This is a genomic window from Lepagella muris, assembly GCF_004793975.1.
GTDB classification, from domain to species: Bacteria; Bacteroidota; Bacteroidia; order Bacteroidales; family Muribaculaceae; genus Lepagella; species Lepagella muris.
The window spans coordinates 1-18,601 of sequence record NZ_SRYB01000031.1 but is presented as its reverse complement, the minus strand read 5'-3'; the positions used below and the strand labels follow the sequence as shown (position 1 = coordinate 18,601).

The following is an 18,601-nucleotide window of genomic DNA, read 5'->3' as shown; positions in this document are numbered from 1 at the left end:
CTTTATTATGAAAATTCTTGTATTCACAGAAAAACCTTTTGCTCCGGCAGCCGTTAAGGCGATTGCAGACGTAATCAATGCATCTGGAAATGATATGGAACTGGTGGAAAGAGGGACCAGAGCTGATCTTCTAAATGCAGTTAAAGATGCTGAAGGATTAATCGTCCGTAGCGATGTGATTGATGCTGAGGTAATGGAGGCTGCACCAAAACTTAAAGTGATCGTAAGAGCCGGTGCAGGCTACGACAATATTGACCTTCAAGCAGCCACAAACCATGGTATTTGCGTAATGAACACCCCGGGACAAAACTCAAATGCTGTGGCAGAACTTGTATTCGGTATGATTGTCATGATGTGTAGAAACCAATATAACGGCACATCCGGCTCCGAACTGAAAGGGAAATCTCTTGGTATATATGCCTTCGGACAAGTTGGCAGAAATGTAGCACGTATTGCCAAAGGATTCGGCATGAAGATACAGGCTCTCGACGTGTTTGTCTCTGACGAGGTGATGGAGGCTGAAGGTGTCACTCCGGTGCATGATGTAAATGAACTCTTCTCTCAGAACGATTTTGTTTCGCTTCATATTCCCGCCACTCCTCAGACAAGAAATTCCATTGGGTATGATCTTGTGATGAAAATGCCCAAAAACGGTGTGCTGGTAAATACTGCGCGTAAGGAAGTAATTGATGAAGAAGGTTTAAAGAAAGCTTTGGAAGAGCGTCCTGATCTTCGTTATGTAAGCGACATCAAGCCGGCTGCTGCCGAGGAATTTGAGAAGCTATTTGCATCTCGCGTATTCTTCACACCAAAGAAAATGGGAGCACAGACAGCTGAAGCCAACTTTAATGCCGGGGTTGCTGCTGCCGAACAATCGATTGCATATCTCAAAGATGGTTGGAATAAATTCCAAGTAAATAAATAATTTATTTCTCAGTTAATATAAGATCCTGTTTTTCATCAAATCAGGAATCTAAATCTCGGAAGGAATCCCACTTCCGAGATTTTTTATATTATATCCAGATCTTACATAAAATGAAAAAATTTATACGCACCTAATTACCAATTAATTACGCACAAACATTCATTCCTAAGTAATTTTATTTATAATCAAACGTTTATATCATAAAATTATAACACTGACAATCAAAAATACATTACCATATCATAAAACCATCTATCAATGTCTGGTATAAAAGTTGATATATCTTATTCAAGGGAACTTTTGGCAATATCCCCCATCATTGTGTTTCTTATCGTCTATCTTGTTACTTCTCTTATATTTGGCGATTTCTATAAGATGCCTATAAGTGTAGCCTTGATGATAGCATCTATATGGGCAGCATTCACATTGAAAGGAAAAAGTATTTCGCAAAAAATAGAAATCTTTTCAAAAGAAGCCGGATCCTCAAATGTGCTATACATGGTGTGGATCTTCATTTTAGCCGGAGCTTTTGCAGCAATCGCTAAACAAAGTGGAGCAGTTGAAGCCACCGTTGATCTGGCTCTCATCATACTTCCATCTTATATGATTGTTCCAGGTCTTTTTATCGCCACATGCTTTATTTCCATGGCTATAGGCACATCTGTAGGAACCGTGGTTGCATTGACACCTCTCGCGGTGAATATGGCTGAAGGTGCAGGTGCCCCGGTCCCTTTCTTTGTTGCCATTCTACTTGGAGGCGCATTCTTTGGAGACAATCTCTCATTCATCTCTGACACAACTATTGCTGCCACAAGGACACAAGGTTGTGATATGAAAGATAAGTTTTTAGCAAATATACGGATTGTTTTGCCTGCTGCAGCAATAGCCTTATTCCTATATTGTCTCTTTTCTCCGACACTCGAATCCGCCCCACAACCATCCGGAAGGAGTTTGTGGCTCGTGATTCCTTACTTAATCGTAATAGCCTGTGCATTATATGGCATAACTGTGACAGTGGTTCTACTTATAGGAATCATCTCTGCCATGATAGCAGCAATATTGGAAGGGATATCAATACTTGATATCTTCTCTATTGCTGGAGAAGGTATCGATTCAGTTGGACCTCTCGTAATGATAACCTTATTAGCTGCCGGAATGTTGGGCATGATTAAAAGCGCAGGGGGTATCGATTTTATTCTTAAAATTCTTGGCAGGAATATTTCAACCTCCAGAGGCGCTCAACTAAGCATATCCCTACTCGTAGGAATTGTCAATTTATGTACCGCAAACAATACGGTTGCTATTCTGACTGTAGGCTCTCTTGCGAAAAAAATCGCAGATACATATAATATCCCACCTCGCAAGACCGCTTCATTACTTGATACCGGATCTTGCATCGTACAGGCTATAATCCCTTATGGCGCACAGACGCTAATGGCGGCATCACTTGCAGGTATATCCCCGATAGCTCCTTGGCAATATCTTTTCTATCCGCAAATTCTCATTCTATGTCTGGCAATATCAATCATGATAACCCCAAAGCGCAAATTACACAATAAATAAATTGAGATCTCAATATTTTACAAAGAAAGGTCTGCATCCTCATTATTAAGATGCAGACCTTCCTTCTTTAGGATAATTAAATTTCATTTACTTCGAGCTCAGCCGCACCGTAGTAGTGAACGTGCCTATTTCAGGTGCTCCCTCCGGTAATTTCTCTTCATCCTCTACGACAACTAACGGAATATTCACAACAGCACTTGTAATGCTCTTATCCACCTGTAGCACTGTAGAAGTTACTGTAAATGTATGAGTTCCGGGCTTCATATCCTTTGTTGTAAAGGAGAAATTGAATTTACCCTCCTCTATACTTGCCCATATAGGGTATCCATCCAAATGATATCTTACCCCAGTGACGGTAGCTGCCTTATCCGTAAGAGATTTAACTGATACTCCGTCAACCGATACTGTATCACCTACTACCGTATAAAATTTACTGTCAACCTGACTTACCCCACTCAACGTCACAGAAAAATCAACCTGAGCGAGATCATCATCATCACTGCACGATGCAAAGAATGCCAAAGGCAACAGGAATAACAGATAGAATAGCTTTTTCATTTTTTATCTCCTTCTTTCTTGTTAATTTATTAAATTGTTAAACTTCTTATTTTATGACTCTTTATCACTTTTTAATTATGAGTCATTTTATATATCCAATGAGTATTTACCTCAACATTGATCAATGTATCTGAATGGACTTTATCTTATAACATCCGACAAACAATAATGTTGAGTATTTACATATAAAAAAGCGAAGGAGTCATCATGATTCCTTCGCCTTCTAAATTTCTGTAACACGTATGCCTACAACTTATTTAAGTTTTAATCAAGTTTGTGAATTACAAGACCGGATCTCAACTTCGGTTCAAACCAAGTTGTCTTAGGCGGCATTATATTACCACTGTCTGCTATGTCTATAAGCTGTCCCATCGTCACTGGGTACAATGCTAATGCCATTTTCATTTCGCCACTGTCTACTCGCCTCTTTAGCTCGCCGAGTCCTCTGATTCCGCCGACAAAATCTATACGCTTATCTGTGCGTAAATCAGTAATTCCTAATATATCGCGAAGTATAAGATTGGAAGATACCGTCACGTCAAGAATACCGATTGGATCATTATCGTCGTATGTCCCCTCCTTTGCTGTCAAAGAATACCATTTACCATCCACATACAGAGAAAAATTGTGCAAACCAGCAGGAGAATAGATATTCTCACCCTTCTCCTCAACTTCAAAATTCTCACGCAGTTTATCAAGGAATTCATCAACTGTCAATCCGTTAAGATCCTTCACAACTCTATTATAGTCTATAATACGAAGATGTGAAGCAGGGAAAGCCACTGCCAAGAAATAATTATACTCCTCATCCCCTTTATGCGACGGATTATTAGCCGCTTTCTCGGCTCCGACAAGAGCTGCCGCTGCCGATCTATGATGACCATCCGCAATATAGAGATTAGGAATCTTTGCAAATTCTTCTGTTACTTTTGAAATGGTATCCTCATCCTCTATCACCCACAATGAATGACCAAAGCCATCCGGAGCAATAAAATCATATTCCGGCTCCCTGGCAGTCACTTCCCGAATTATCTGTTCAAGAGCATCATTATCAGGAAATGCGAAAAACACCGGCTCTATATTAGCATTATTTATTCTGACATGCTTCATTCGGTCTTCTTCCTTATCCCGACGAGTAAGTTCATGCTTCTTTATCCTTCCCTCCATATAATCATTGACCCAGGCTCCCACTACAAATCCATACTGTGTACGGCCATCCATTGTCTGGGCATAAATATAATAATTCTCCTTGGAATCCTGAACAAGCCAGCCCTCCCTTTGAAATTTATTAAAATTCTCGACTGCCTTGTCATATACTTTGGGATCATGCTCATCTGTGCCCGGTTCGAAATCTATCTCCGGTTTGATGATATGGTATAACGATTTCTCATTATCCCCTGCCTCTTTACGGGCTTCGTCACTGTTCAGCACGTCATACGGACGCGAAACAACTTCTTCTACAAGCTCGCGGGGTGGACGCACTCCACGAAATGGTTTCACTTTTGCCATGGTAATAATTTAAGATTTATGATGTAGGTACTATATGTCAAGTTACCTCTATTCATGTAACGTAACCTATCTCATTCTATTTTATGAATAGATGACTTCTGACTCTTTTTTCTACACTTCTCACATACTCCATATATACATGTAGAGACATAAGCTGCACGGAAATCGCTAAACTTCATATTTGCTAATGCACCGTCGATATCTTCCAAATCCACTTCTCGAATCTCTCCACACTCCGTACAAACCAAATGACTGTGGGTCTGGCTTGCTCTTTCATATCTCGCCTGATGAGTATCAAAAAGCAAACGTCTGACAATTCCTGCCGAACACAGTAATTCCAACGTACTGTATATTGTAGCACGACTGACATGATACCCACTGCTCTCAAGAGCCTTATAAAGGCAATCCACGTCAAAATGGTCGTTGTAATAAAGCACACAACGTAATATCTCAAAACGTTCCGGTGTTTTACGTAACCGTCTCAAACGCAAAAATGAGATGAATTTTTCCTCTTCCTCCTTATGATTTTCAAGACATCGGTTGCACATTCTTATGAAATTCTTCATGTTAATCGGCATCTTACAAGATAAGACACCATGTATGGCGCCCATTGGAATAAATATCTTGAAGTCTGCCGGGATCAATTTATTGAAAACTCCATTGCAAATTTAAAAATATAGGGGCAGAAATGCAAATTTCTGCCCCTAAAATACCTATTTATATGTAGATGATTATATCCTGACCTCATTTTCCGGATAATGAAGTCTTTTAGTCTTATTTCAAAAATTTAAAAATTTCAGAGTTATGACTTCAATATTAGAAGCTCAACATCATCATAGCCGTTATCCTGTTGGCACTCCCATTTGTCCCATTGAAATTCATCCTTTTGCCCGATAGATACTCCATACCTACCTCAAATCTTGGAGTAATGTCCCAATATAGATTAAATGCGCCATACAGTCCATACTTATATTGTCCGTCGCCGGGATTATGTTTCGGATAATAACGTTGTTCTGAAAGTGCCACATCTGCAAACAATTTATGAGTGAAATAATATTTTGCACCAAGCACAAACCCTGTAGCCATCGGAGCATACAATTTCCCTTTCTTATCCGGATCTGCGATGAGATCAAAACTTCCACCGGCAAGATCTGTGGTATAGGATGCATGTCCTTTCCCTAAAGACGCTATTCCATAAAGATTTAGGCTGTTGTTTACTTTTATTATTGTCGACAATTGGGCTCCCCAGCCAAATATATTATAATTTTTACCAACAATCAGATCCCGGTATGATAAAATTCTACCAAGCCCTGACAATCTCACATGGCTCTCACCCCCATCCCATTGATATTGTGCAAATGCTGCCACATCAGGCACGTAATCACTACAGGCCTTGGTGGTAGTTCCATCTGCTGATATCGAACTTGACGGAAATTCTAACGATCCTGCGACACTCCAACGGTTCTTAAATGTATGCATGTATCTTACAAGCACACTTGTCCTACTATTAATCCCATTTGGTCCTGCTGCATCTATTGTAGACGGCTCCGCTTGTGTATCCTCAAACGTGGTGGTGGCATATCCGGCTGTCCAGTCGCCCATAGTGATGTACGCCTTCTTCAATTTAAAGTCCCTGTTATTATAACCGGAAAAGTCTGCCTGAAAGAATCCCATGAAATTACCGAAAACACTGTTTTTACCTAATATTGTAAAAAACAATCCGGTGCCTGCCGGTGTAGCGGCAAGTCTTCTCATTGACGTCGGATCTTTGGGGATCTGTATAAAATATGGTGAAAAACCACTGATTGGAATCGAACCATTCCAATCATAATATCCTCTGATACGCACAACTCCTCCAATTCCCATTGCAAGATTATTACTCTTACTCATAAACATAAAATATGGAGCACGTGGATCCTGAAAATGTCTGAATTGGTTGACATAAAACATATTCAGCATCTTCTCAACGGAATCCTTTGCCACATTAGCGTCACCGGAAGATATAACATGCGTAGATTCTATTATTGACCTATCCCTTTTCTTTGCTTTAGACACCAAGGGTTCTGGTTCTGGTCCTGATTCTGACACCGCTAATGGCACACCATTACCGGAATCCAAACTATCAATCGACAGGATTCCTACGTTGCCTGCTAATTCCGCATATTGAGCGGCTGCCTGGATTTGAGGCACATAAATGCCTACAGCTAACGCTCCTAAAGCCAGACCTCCAATTAATGTCCTTTTTGATGCAATGAAATTCATAGTGGAATGTTTTTAAACGTGTGGATTAATTAAGTTGTATGATCCAACTTTTGTATAAATAACATCCCTTACTCGTGATAGGTTCAAACTGTATTCTGCTTAGATACCCCATATTCAGGATAGAGTGAGAGTTGTCACTATTCAAACAGATACCGCAACAATTCCTCTATCTTTCCAACCTCCACTACCTTTATCTTAAACTTATCCTTTACTCCTTTTAAATTATCTTTAGGAATAACCACAGCATCAAACCCAAGTTTCTCCACTTCTGCCACACGTTGATCTATTCGCGTAACTGTCCTGATTTCCCCGGAAAGACCGACCTCTCCTATAAAACATGTTTTTCTTGACACGGATATGTCAAAATTAGACGACATTATCGCTGCGACAACAGCCATGTCTATCGCAGGGTCAACCACTTTCAATCCCCCCGCCATATTCAGGAATACGTCTTTCTGTCCCAATTTGAATCGGGCACGTTTCTCTAATACCGCAAGAATCATATTCAGACGACGCTGATCATAACCCGTGACTGAACGTTGAGGCGTGCCATACGCCGCCGTAGACACCAATGCCTGTACTTCCACCATAAATGGTCTGACTCCCTCTATTGTCACCCCTATTGCTATGCCGCTCATCTCTTCCTCACGATTTTCTGAAAGAAGCATTTCCGATGGATTCTTCACCTCTCTCAATCCCTTCTGTACCATTTCATAAATCCCTATCTCCGATGTAGAGCCGAAGCGGTTTTTTATTGAGCGTAGAATACGATATAGATATTGGCGATCACCTTCAAACTGAAGCACGGTGTCCACTATATGCTCCAACACTTTCGGACCTGCAATTGCCCCATCCTTATTGATATGACCTACAAGAATAACCGGCACACCTGATTCCTTAGCATATCGGAGAAGTGCCGCAGCACATTCCCTTACCTGACTGACACTGCCAGAGGCTGATTCAATCTGATCTGATGCAATCGTCTGGATTGAATCGACCACGACTATCTCCGGAACCACATTTTCAATTTGGGTAAATATATTATCAAGTCTTGTTTCACACAAAATATATGTATTATCCGATACTTTTCCAAGCCGATCCGCACGCAATTTAAGCTGGGTTGCACTCTCTTCTCCCGACACATATAGTATTCTCTTATTACGTATCGACAGAATATTTTGAAGCAACAGCGTCGATTTTCCTATGCCCGGCTCACCACCAATCAAAGTAAGACTGCCTGCAACAAGTCCCCCTCCAAGGACTCGATTCAATTCGCTTGAGGGCATAATTATACGAGGTTCATCAAGTGTCTCTATCTCTGACAGTTTTACAGGACGTTGGATTTTACTACTGCCAAGCTTCAAATCAGTCTTCTTTGACACCGTTATTTTTTCCTCTGCAAATGAATTCCATTCTCCGCATCCGGGACACCTGCCAAGCCATTTAGGAGATTCGTATCCGCAAGACTGACAGAAAAACACATTCTTTACCTTCGCCATTGATATTAATGCTTTATATTATTTCCACACATATCTTCTCTCCATTAATCATAAAAGATCATGATAAAGGAAATCATCATGCTATTTATCCTAATGATTTCTGAACGTTGACAACGTTATCGCAGTTGCAATTGCCACATTCAACGATTCCCCATGGGAGTCATCTCTATATGGAGGTATCAGCAACGGATGATCAACCAGACTTCTTACATCCTCCGACAATCCATTCCCCTCATTTCCCATAACAATAAAACCGGCTTGCCCAAGCGTAGTCTTAAATATATCGTTCCCTTCAAGCATCATTCCATAAACCGGGAATGACTGATGACAATTAATAACACTGCATAAATCCGCATAACACACTTTCACTCTTTTCAACGATCCCATTGTGGCTTGTATCGCTTTCGGATTATATATATCCACCGTATCTTCCGAAGCAATCACCTTATCCACCCCAAACCAGTCGGCAGTGCGCACGATTGTGCCAAGATTGCCCGGATCTTGAATACCATCCAGCAGCAATATCAATTCGTCATTAAAATTCTCCAATATCTTATTCTGTTCCGGAATATGAAAGACAGCTATTACTTCAGAAGCATTAGATAGCGTTGATATCTTCTTTAATAATGTATCTGATGCTTCCAGCACCCTATTCTCCCAATCCCGACATAGATCAAGATGCGTTGCTATCCAATCACGTGTAGCCACTATGCTCTCCAGTTCAAACGCGCCTAAAGTATCAACCACACATTTCTCTCCTTCTGCCAAAAAAAGCCCATGCTTTCTCCTCATTTTTTTTGACGATAACGATGCATATACGGCGGCTTTTGTTTTAGACAACTCCATTCTCACGTAATTTTATTATTTTTAATTATTTTAAAGGCAAAGATAATGTTATTTTTTGGAAACAAATAAGAATTTTGTTAATTTTGTACGTTAACTATAAATAAATTCTTCACATGAAATATATAGGTGCCCACGTAAGTATAACGGGAGGTGTGTCAAATGCTCCTGTAAAGGCTCACACAATAGGAGCAAAGGCATTCGCCCTATTCACAGGAAGTAGCTCTCGTTGGGTCTCGAAAGAGATTTCCCCAAAAGAGGCAGACAAATTTAAAGAGAATTGCGACAAGTTGGGATTTTCCCCCGACGTAATCTTACCACATGATAATTTTCTAATTAATCTCGGTTCGCCGGATAGTGCAAAACTCGAACTTTCAAGAAAATCATTTCTTGATGAGATGAACCGTTGCCAATTGTTAGGACTGACGATGATTAATTTCCATCCCGGAAGTCATCTCAACCAAATAGACCATGACAAATGTCTTGACAGGATAGCAGAATCAATAAACATCACACTTGACAAGACGAATGGTGTGACTGCCGTGCTTGAAAATGTGGCAGGACAGGGATCTAATATGGGGCATTCTTTTGAGCAACTTGCCCACATCATCGATAAGATTGAAGACAAATCAAGAATTGGTGTATGTGTCGACACCTGTCACGCATATTCCGCTGGATATGATCTCGCAACAGAAGCTGGATATATCGATACCTGGAAACAATTCGACAACATCATTGGGATGAAATATCTGCGTGGAATGCATCTCAATGATGATAAAAGAGAACTCGGATCAAGAATCGACCGTCACGAATCTATCGGGAAAGGCACTCTTGGGAATGAATTCTTTTCCCGGCTCGTAAATGATCCAAACCTTGATGGAATACCATTAATCCTTGAGACTCCGGACGACAGCATCTGGGCACAAGAGATTGCTTGGCTTTATGACCAAATCAGAAAATAAATAAAAATTATTATAATGAAAATTAAACCTGATTTAAGTTTCTGGAAGCTGTGGAATCTCAGTTTCGGATTTTTTGGCGTACAGATTGCCTACGCCCTGCAAAGTGCAAACGTCTCAAGAATATTCACAACGATTGGTGCCGACCCACACGATCTGAGTTATTTCTGGATTCTTCCCCCTCTTATGGGTCTATTGGTGCAACCTATAGTGGGAATGATGAGCGACAGGACATGGAATAGGTTTGGACGACGTCTTCCCTATCTAATCTTCGGAGCCACAATTGCCGTAGTTGTCATGTGTCTTCTTCCTAACGCCGGAAGTTTCCAGTTTACTGTAGCAAGTGCTATCCTTTTTGGTCTTATTGCCCTGATGCTCCTCGACACGTCAATCAACATGGCAATGCAGCCATTTAAGATGCTCGTTGGCGATATGGTCAACGAGAAACAGAAAGGTCTGGCATATTCCATACAAAGTTTCTTATGCAATGCCGGTTCTGTAGTCGGATACATCTTCCCGATCTGTCTCGGATGGATTGGAATGAAAAACACGGCTCCTTCCGGTGTCGCTCCTCCCACTGTAATATGGTCTTTCTATATCGGGGCAGCTATTCTATTGATATGCGTCGTATATTCATTGTTAAAAATCAAGGAATGGCCTCCTCATGTCTACAATGAATATAATGGTGGTGAGAATGCAGCTAAAGAGAAGACTCCTGGGGTCATTTCCCTTCTTAAAAATGCACCCTCCACATTCTGGTCTGTCGGTCTGGTGCAATTCTTCTGTTGGTTTGCATTCCTATTCTTATGGACATACACAACAAATACCGTAGCCCTCAATGCATTCGACACGCCTGCTACAGAGAATATTGTCGGCATTAAGGATGGCGACAAGACATACGCCTCAAAAAATCTTCTCATCGGTGACTCCGTCCTAATCGTAAGCCACGGACATGCTCTTGTAGAAGGTATTAAGGCAGATGGTGCATTCTATCCGGCTTCTACTGTAGTGATAAATGGCAACGATACTATCGTAAAAGATCACAAAATCACCAACGATGAATCAGGAATAGCAAAAGCTAAATTCGGTAATCAAATCAGCAATGTCAAATCTCTTAACGTTGATGGTAAAGCTATTGAAAACTGCTCCGACGTATCTGTTGTAGATTATCTATCAAGAATACAGGGACCATTTAATCTCACTGAAGCAGCAATCGTAGTGCAAGGTGCTGACGGAAAACTTTCGATAGAGGATGCCACGACACATCAAATCTCGGATGCAGCAAAATGCAGCTTCGCTACAAATACAGTGCTCAATTCGGCAACGCCTCAATATAATGACGCAGGCAACTGGGTTGGTCTTCTATATGCGATACAGGCTTTAGGTTCCGTCGTATGGGCAATACTCCTTCCCAAATTCAGAAGCCGTAAGTTATCTTATTCTTTGAGTCTGTTGCTTGCCGGCATAGGATTCATAATGTTGGCTTTCATTTCCAACCAGTACCTCCTCTTTATCGCATTTATTCTTATTGGCTGTGGTTGGGCTGCCATGTTGGCTTGGCCTTTCACCATACTGACAAATTCTCTGACAGGTGGAAATATCGGTGCATACCTTGGTCTTTTCAACTGCACAATCTGTGTGCCGCAGATAATTGCAGCTCTTGCCGGCGGATGGATACTAAGTTCTCTCAGCAATCCGGGTGAAATCGCTCCGGAATACCTTATGATGGTTGTGGCTGGCATATCAATCATAATCGGTTCTGTATGCGTATTCTTCATCAAAGAAAAGAATTCTGCAAAGACTGCCCCTGTAGAGACCCCTCTCGAAAGCGAAAATATATGATCCTGCAATCAGCCTTCAATAAAAAATCTCGTGGATTAATCCACGAGATTTTTTATTGAAGCTATCTAAACTCCATTACATTTATCTTAGCAACGGGGATACAAAAGCATCTTCAAACACTTCCACCTCATAATCATCAAAATCACCGGTGAGTGCAAATATATCATACCGATATTCATAATCCCCATTAAGTCTTTTGAGGTAAGCATCAGCACCTCGTGTCATGTTCTTCATCTTGGATACTGTTACAGCATCAACAGCCGCCATATCCCGACCGCTTCTGCCCTTAACTTCAACAAAGACCACCACATTACCCGTTTGGGCTATTATATCGATTTCAATATGATGAAAACGCCAATTACGTTCACGTATCGCATATCCTTGAGAGATGTAATATTCTACGGCTTTATCTTCCGCAAATATCCCGAATGCACGATCCCGCTCTTTAGTATCCCTGCTCATCGCAAAATATTTTATCAATATGCCTTAAACGACATATCCAGACCCTTCACACTATGCGTGAGTGCACCGACTGATATAAAATCAACTCCAGCCTCACCATATTTGCGTAGATTATCAAGCGTTATACCTCCTGATGATTCCGTCTCCATTGTGCCGTTCACCAATGCAACTGCCTCCTTGGTCAATTCCGGGGTAAAATTATCGAACATGATACGATCCACTCCACCAATGGCCATTACACGGCGTATATCATCAAGCGACCTTACCTCTACCTCTATCTTGAAATCCTTCCCATTTTCCTTGCAATATGCTCGCGCACGTTCTATCGCCTTTTCGATTCCTCCGGCAAAATCTATATGATTATCCTTGATGAGAATCATATCAAACAGACCGATTCTGTGATTAGTGCCACCACCAATCTTTACAGCCTCCTTCTCCATGATACGCATGCCGGGAGTTGTCTTTCGAGTATCAAGCACCTTTGTATGCAATCCTTCAAGTTCATCCTGATACCTGCGTGTCATAGTTGCAACGCCACTCATACGCTGCATGATGTTAAGCATAGTTCGCTCTGCTACAAGCAACGACCTTACCGGACCTTCAGCTGTAAAAGCTATATCTCCGGGATTCACGCGTGCTCCATCCTTGATCATCACTGTCATTTTTATTGACGGATCCACTTTGTGAAGCACCTTCTCAGCCTCTTCCACTCCGGCAAGGACTCCGGATTCCTTGATAATCAGACGCGAACGTCCCATTGCGTCTGCCGGTATTGTTGACAAAGTTGTATGATCTCCATCGCCTATATCTTCGGCAAATGCAAGTTCAAGCAATTGATTGATTAACTCTTCTTTTGTTTCCATAGTTGTTTTTACTAATTTTGTGCTAAGTTAATAAAAAAAAATGGAAATCGTACTCTTGACAGTGGGTAAAACCACGCAATCTTATGTTATTGCCGGCATTGAGGATTTTGTCAAAAGACTCCGGCGTTACATACCATACAAAATTGAATGTATCCCCGACATTAAGACAACGAAAGGGTTGTCTACTGACATGCAAAAAGAAAAGGAGGGTGAAGCTATAATTGCCTCACTCTCCCCTTCTGATATATGCATACTCCTTGATGAGCATGGTAAGGAATTTACTTCAACCGAATTTGCGAATCACATTCAGAAACTAATGGCATCAGGAAGAAAGCGTGCCGTATTTGTCGTCGGGGGTCCTTATGGATTCTCAAAAATGGTATACCAAAGAGCCGATTCTAAAATATCGCTTTCAAAAATGACATTCACTCATGAAATGATTCGGCTCTTCTTCACCGAACAAGTATATCGCGCAATGACCATTCTAAGAGGTGAGCCATATCATCATGAATAAACTCACTGTCATACCCCCTTATCATTCGGATTCTCTTAATCTCCGGAATCATTAATCAACCCCTTTCCATCCTGTTCAGATCCGCACTTTTTCTTTCGCCCCTTGTTTATATATAGATTACGCAATTGGGGCGTAAGAGAGAGTGTGATCAACAATCCGATAAATATAAGATATACTGACACACAATTGCGTAATATACTTTTATTATCAAATGAAAAATTTTCAGCCTCATACGACGTGTCAGGTGAAAGGAAGTCATCAATGTTAATGGCATTCAATGTCATCTTCCATTGTATGACTCCATCTATCAAATACACAATTCCCGGGTTACCTCTGACCACCTCCTTTATATGCGTATCATCAGCCGTGAAAATAGGATAACTCGCCATGGAAAGATCCTCCCATGTGGAAATTTCCAAGGAGCTGCCCGACACTATTCCGACCATGGTTATATCATTTTGTTGCGACCATTCATACAATGAATTCAATTTCCATGTGGTTGCAGGAGAAACCGCCCCAAGTTCCGGAATCATTACGATAAGCTCATTTCCATCTGCCACGACAGCCTCGTCTGTCTCATCATCCTCTCCGTTTTTACTCCAGGCTCTGAATGATTTCCCTTCATCCTGACCTTTATCATTCTTTCCCCCTTCGGACAATATCTCCTCCCGATCCACAAATATCCATCCATCATTCTCTTCGGGAAGAGAATCTGTTTCCTTAAATTTCTTCCTTATACCATCTTTTTCATACACAAACAAATATTGTGGTCCCTCTTCAAAGGATTCTTCCGAATCAACAATACGCTCACCTATCTTGTAGGGTCGGAAATCAATTAGCGGCTGAACCATGTAGCCAAACAATTCTATCGTAACAATAAAGATACACGATCCCACAATACAGATCCATTGAAGAGCCGGCGTAATCAAGCAGATAATCTTACGATTATATCTCCACAACCATATCAGACCTACCGACAGACCTACATTTTTCCAAAAAGTCGCCCAGTTTGACAAAAGAAATGCATCTCCAAAACATCCGCAATCCGCAACCGGATTACTCACCGCTATCCATAATGTCAACGGTAACATAAATGCCATTATGCCACCGGCAATTATCACTGAAGACCTACGGAAGCATCCCGTAAGCAAAAATACTCCGGCTAGAAATTCCAATGCACACAAGCCGAAGACTCCTACAAGCACCAAATTAGGCCATACCGATAATGACAACACCGACAAATAATCCTCCACCTTATATAAGGTGCCGTATGGATCTATCCCTTTTGCAAACCCGGAAAAAATAAAGACGCCTCCGACAACAATACGAATAATCCATGTCAGAGGCGAGACATATTTTGTCATCTCAATCTTCATAATTCAATTTTATGAGGGCAAACATGGCATAATTAATCATATCCATATAATTTGCATCCACACCTTCACTTATTATTGTCTGTCCATTATGATCCTCTATCTCTCGGGTACGTAATAATTTCTGCAATATTATATCTGTAAAACTTGACACTCTCATGTGACGCCAAGCCTCGTCATAGTCATGATTCTTGTTAAGCATCAATGAAGTGGAATCCGATATTGCCTTATCATATAACTCTGTGGCCTTCTCCTGACTGATATAATCGCCCGGACCGATTCTGAGTTGAATGAGTGCAATCGCACAATAATTTACAATCCCTATAAACTCCGGTTCTATACCCTCGTTAACTCTGGCGGATGCCATCCCTTTCTCCTCAATAGATCTGATCCTCCTGGCCTTGATATAGATCTGATCCGTAAGACTTGATGGGCGCATGACTCTCCACGACATACCGTAATCCGACATCTTTTTTATAAATATGTCGCGACACAAGGCCGTCATGGCAGCAAATTCTTTTGATGTGTCATGTTTAGATTTGATATTATCCATAATTATTCTTTTTTATTTTTGACAACTACAATTACTGATTTTATTGCATCATTTTATTGAAGTCATTCTAAAATTTTATGCAACTTATCAGATGAATATATCTTTCATAATGCAAATTTAACAAAAATTCCCCTCAATATTATGACAGTGATTACTTTTTTATTTAAATTTGCATCCTGACGATATGTACTCCTCTACTTCACTTTATAAGAATTTACAACATGAGAATTTTCCTTCCCGAATGGGCTCCACAAGAATCTGTGCTGATGGCTCTTCCAACTGCAAATACAGATTGGGAATATATCCTTGAAGAGGCTCAGTCTCAATATCAAAGGATAATAAAGACATTCACTGATGAGGGCGTCTGTGTGGTGTTGCTATGTCATGATGCAAATGAAGCTCACGACATTCTTCAATCATGCGATCAAGACCTCATAAGATATATTGAAACAGATTATAACGATACCTGGACACGTGACTACGGACCAATATCAGTAATAAAGGATGATCGTCTGCGAGCGTTGGATTTCGGATTTAATGGGTGGGGTCTGAAATTTGCATCCGATAAAGACAACCTTGCAGTGAGCCGTCTGAACAAAACTTCAGTTATAGACGACAATACCTACCGCAATGAAAGGGATTTCATTCTTGAGGGCGGATCAATTGAAACTGACGGAGAAGGCTCTCTTTTGACCACATCCTTATGCCTGTGTTCCCCCAACAGGAACGGCGGCTTATCAAAAACTGAGGTGGAGAGACAACTCCGCCTGCGTCTTGGTGTAGATCATGTCTTATTCTTAGATTATGGTGCTCTTGAAGGCGATGACACCGACTCCCACATCGACACGCTCGCCCGATTGGCTCCGGAAAATATAATTCTGTTTACCGGATGCCGAAACATCGACGATCCTCAATTTGAGGAATTGCTACAGATGAGGGCTCAGCTTACCATGTTCCGCAACGCCACAGGCGAACCTTTCAACCTGGTGGAACTTCCATTGCCCGACGCTATCTTTGATGAATCAGGATTACGTCTACCTGCCACTTATGCAAACTACCTTGTCACGAATAATGTTGTATTTATGCCTACATATCAACAACCGCAAAACGATTTTCTGGCAATGCAGACAATCAAAATAGCATTCCCGGATCATAAAGTCGTTGGTATTGACTGCACCACCCTTATAAAGCAACATGGTTCATTGCATTGTGCCACCATGCAGATTCCCAAAAATCTATTTAACCCCTCAATCTATGATAAACAATAATTATTCCTTCCCTACAGGACAAGAGGATATTGACAACCAAGATATTATACCCTCTTCTGATAATACTCTTAAGGTAGGGATCATTCAGCACTCATTTTCTGTTGACGTAAACACCAACCGACAGCGTAATCTTGCCGCTATCGAAAGTCTTGCTTCTGATGGGGCACAAATTATCGTGCTTTCCGAACTGCACGACTCTCTTTATTTCTGTCAATGCGAGGATGTTGACAATTTCCGATATGCATCCCGACTTGAAGACTTCGCCAACTTCTATTCGGATGCTGCTGCGGAGAACAATGTGGTGCTGGTGACAAGTGCTTTTGAAAGAAGAGCTCCCGGACTTTACCACAACACGGCTATTGTTTTTGACTCCGATGGTTCGATAGCGGGAAAATATCGAAAGATGCATATCCCGGATGACCCCGGATTTTATGAAAAATTTTATTTCGCTCCGGGTGATCTCGGTTTTGAACCAATAGATACGTCTGTAGGTAAATTAGGAGTGCTTGTATGTTGGGACCAATGGTATCCCGAAGCTGCCAGAATCATGGCATTAAAAGGAGCAGAACTACTGATATACCCTACTGCCATTGGCTGGAATCCGGATGATGCACAAGATGAAAAGGATCGGCAACGCGATGCCTGGATTACTATTCAGAGATCGCACGCTGTGGCAAACGGTATTCCCGTTGTCAGTGTCAATAGATGCGGCTTTGAGGAAGATCCTTCAGGTCAGACTTCCGGCATTGATTTCTGGGGCTCAAGTTTCATTGCCGGACCACAGGGGGAGATTTTAGCAATGGCATCTGAAAACACTCCCGAGGAGTTCATTTTAGGAATTGACAAATTAAGAACTGAAAACGTCCGGCACTGGTGGCCATTCCTTCGTGACCGACGTATTGATTTCTACGATGGTCTAAAATCCCGTTTCATAGACTAAGCAAATAAATAGTAGACAGTATATTGTATTCTTCAGAATCCTCAAAATAAAGAATGCAATATACTGTCTCTACCTACCTTACGGTCCTGTTTAAATCCTGACAGATTCTATTCTTTATTTCCCGATTTACTCTGACGGGCAGGATTTGAAGGAAACCAACCCTTTCGCACGCGCTCAACCTGTTCCGACACCTCCTTTATACTCCAAAAAGAACTGAAGGATGCCACTCCCAATAAAGCCGACGTAAAAGTATTCTCAACCGCGATGGAGCCTATCAGGAATATTATTCCGGCAACAAGAAACCACCATTTCACTTTCTCTCCAAAATAATACTCTCCTTTTATAACTAATGGATGATACAATCCTATTATAAGGAACGTGCATAACCCAATCACAAGACCTTCAAGCCTGTATTCTGCTAACATTTCTAACATAAATATTACTTTCTTATTTTTATTACAATAATGAAGTTTAGACAACCTCATTATTATCCAATTGGTTAAACAAATTAGTTTTCAATACATTTTCTATAATTCTCTGCCATATCATCCATGCCACATTTTTCATATACATCTATTAGCTTAAATATCGGTTCGTCACTATTCTTATTAAGTAGGGTGTTCAGTTTGACGTTCCGAAAAACGGCATCCAGAACACCGGATTTTACA

General features: G+C 41.1%; 18 protein-coding genes and 1 pseudogene. 8 read left to right on the top strand and 11 right to left on the bottom strand.

Annotated elements, in window-relative coordinates; translation table 11 throughout:
* Positions 1 to 7: 7 nt before the first annotated feature.
* Together E5331_RS16195 and E5331_RS16190 are read left to right on the top strand one after the other, a co-directional pair.
* Positions 8 to 925 carry an NAD(P)-dependent oxidoreductase gene (locus E5331_RS16195; protein ID WP_123481330.1) on the top strand — a complete coding sequence of 306 codons (918 nt, stop codon included), beginning with the start codon at positions 8 to 10 and terminating at the stop codon, positions 923 to 925.
* A 258-nt stretch (positions 926 to 1,183) separates the two neighbouring features.
* A complete protein-coding gene (locus E5331_RS16190) occupies positions 1,184 to 2,488 on the top strand; it encodes a Na+/H+ antiporter NhaC family protein (protein WP_123481329.1) in 1,305 nt (434 codons plus the stop codon).
* 87 nt (positions 2,489 to 2,575) lie between these two features.
* Here the strand turns inward: E5331_RS16190 and E5331_RS16185 are convergent, their stop codons facing one another.
* The 6 genes from E5331_RS16185 to E5331_RS16160 all read right to left on the bottom strand — a co-directional run bounded on the left by E5331_RS16185 (position 2,576) and on the right by E5331_RS16160 (position 9,162).
* Entirely contained in the window at positions 2,576 to 3,046 is a 471-nt protein-coding gene (locus E5331_RS16185; RefSeq protein ID WP_123481328.1) for a hypothetical protein, read from the bottom strand.
* Between the two features lie 264 nt (positions 3,047 to 3,310).
* Complete coding sequence (locus E5331_RS16180) at positions 3,311 to 4,555, bottom strand: DUF1015 domain-containing protein (protein WP_123481327.1); 1,245 nt, start codon at positions 4,553 to 4,555, stop codon at positions 3,311 to 3,313.
* 71 nt (positions 4,556 to 4,626) lie between these two features.
* Positions 4,627 to 5,121 carry a Fur family transcriptional regulator gene (locus E5331_RS16175; protein ID WP_168355273.1) on the bottom strand — a complete coding sequence of 165 codons (495 nt, stop codon included), beginning with the start codon at positions 5,119 to 5,121 and terminating at the stop codon, positions 4,627 to 4,629.
* 250 nt (positions 5,122 to 5,371) lie between these two features.
* Complete coding sequence (locus E5331_RS16170) at positions 5,372 to 6,817, bottom strand: DcaP family trimeric outer membrane transporter (protein WP_123481325.1); 1,446 nt, start codon at positions 6,815 to 6,817, stop codon at positions 5,372 to 5,374.
* Between the two features lie 137 nt (positions 6,818 to 6,954).
* Positions 6,955 to 8,316 (bottom strand): DNA repair protein RadA, encoded by a 1,362-nt coding sequence (gene radA, locus E5331_RS16165; protein ID WP_123481324.1) that lies wholly within the window; start codon positions 8,314 to 8,316, stop codon positions 6,955 to 6,957.
* Between the two features lie 90 nt (positions 8,317 to 8,406).
* Positions 8,407 to 9,162: an RNA methyltransferase gene (locus E5331_RS16160; RefSeq protein WP_123481323.1), complete on the bottom strand. Its 756-nt coding sequence runs from the start codon at positions 9,160 to 9,162 to the stop codon at positions 8,407 to 8,409.
* Positions 9,163 to 9,275: 113 nt separating this feature from the next.
* Here E5331_RS16160 and nfo point away from each other — a divergent pair, with 113 nt between their 5' ends.
* The 3 genes and pseudogenes from nfo to E5331_RS16150 all read left to right on the top strand — a co-directional run bounded on the left by nfo (position 9,276) and on the right by E5331_RS16150 (position 11,960).
* Positions 9,276 to 10,121 (top strand): deoxyribonuclease IV, encoded by an 846-nt coding sequence (gene nfo / locus E5331_RS16155; RefSeq protein ID WP_123481322.1) that lies wholly within the window; start codon positions 9,276 to 9,278, stop codon positions 10,119 to 10,121.
* Positions 10,122 to 10,136: 15 nt separating this feature from the next.
* A pseudogene (locus tag E5331_RS20795) lies at positions 10,137 to 10,991 on the top strand (MFS transporter); the annotation flags it as partial.
* 135 nt (positions 10,992 to 11,126) lie between these two features.
* Positions 11,127 to 11,960, top strand: coding sequence for an MFS transporter (locus E5331_RS16150; RefSeq protein ID WP_275441269.1), 834 nt, complete (start codon positions 11,127 to 11,129; stop codon positions 11,958 to 11,960).
* Between the two features lie 81 nt (positions 11,961 to 12,041).
* Here E5331_RS16150 and E5331_RS16145 read toward each other — a convergent pair whose 3' ends face one another.
* Both E5331_RS16145 and nadC read right to left on the bottom strand, forming a co-directional pair.
* Positions 12,042 to 12,422: a YraN family protein gene (locus E5331_RS16145; RefSeq protein WP_123481321.1), complete on the bottom strand. Its 381-nt coding sequence runs from the start codon at positions 12,420 to 12,422 to the stop codon at positions 12,042 to 12,044.
* 14 nt (positions 12,423 to 12,436) lie between these two features.
* Positions 12,437 to 13,285: a carboxylating nicotinate-nucleotide diphosphorylase gene (gene nadC / locus E5331_RS16140; RefSeq protein WP_123481320.1), complete on the bottom strand. Its 849-nt coding sequence runs from the start codon at positions 13,283 to 13,285 to the stop codon at positions 12,437 to 12,439.
* Positions 13,286 to 13,325: 40 nt separating this feature from the next.
* Between nadC and rlmH the strand changes: the two genes are divergently transcribed.
* Positions 13,326 to 13,799 (top strand): 23S rRNA (pseudouridine(1915)-N(3))-methyltransferase RlmH, encoded by a 474-nt coding sequence (gene rlmH, locus E5331_RS16135; protein WP_123481319.1) that lies wholly within the window; start codon positions 13,326 to 13,328, stop codon positions 13,797 to 13,799.
* A 35-nt stretch (positions 13,800 to 13,834) separates the two neighbouring features.
* On the opposite strand, the gene E5331_RS16130 is transcribed toward rlmH, so the two are convergent.
* Together E5331_RS16130 and E5331_RS16125 are read right to left on the bottom strand one after the other, a co-directional pair.
* On the bottom strand, positions 13,835 to 15,175 hold the full coding sequence (locus tag E5331_RS16130; protein WP_123481318.1) for a BT_3928 family protein: 1,341 nt from the start codon (positions 15,173 to 15,175) through the stop codon (positions 13,835 to 13,837).
* Positions 15,165 to 15,725: a DUF1599 domain-containing protein gene (locus tag E5331_RS16125; protein ID WP_123481317.1), complete on the bottom strand. Its 561-nt coding sequence runs from the start codon at positions 15,723 to 15,725 to the stop codon at positions 15,165 to 15,167. The genes E5331_RS16130 and E5331_RS16125 overlap by 11 nt, the downstream gene beginning before the upstream one ends.
* 221 nt (positions 15,726 to 15,946) lie before the next feature.
* Between E5331_RS16125 and E5331_RS16120 the strand changes: the two genes are divergently transcribed.
* Positions 15,947 to 16,993, top strand: coding sequence for an agmatine deiminase family protein (locus tag E5331_RS16120; RefSeq protein WP_123481316.1), 1,047 nt, complete (start codon positions 15,947 to 15,949; stop codon positions 16,991 to 16,993).
* Positions 16,980 to 17,933: a carbon-nitrogen hydrolase gene (locus E5331_RS16115; protein WP_123481315.1), complete on the top strand. Its 954-nt coding sequence runs from the start codon at positions 16,980 to 16,982 to the stop codon at positions 17,931 to 17,933. Before E5331_RS16120 ends, E5331_RS16115 begins: the two co-directional genes overlap by 14 nt.
* A 107-nt stretch (positions 17,934 to 18,040) precedes the next feature.
* On the opposite strand, the gene E5331_RS16110 is transcribed toward E5331_RS16115, so the two are convergent.
* Positions 18,041 to 18,367, bottom strand: a complete 327-nt coding sequence (locus E5331_RS16110) for a DUF4491 family protein (RefSeq protein WP_123481477.1) — start codon at positions 18,365 to 18,367, stop codon at positions 18,041 to 18,043.
* Between the last annotated feature and the right edge of the window lie 234 nt (positions 18,368 to 18,601).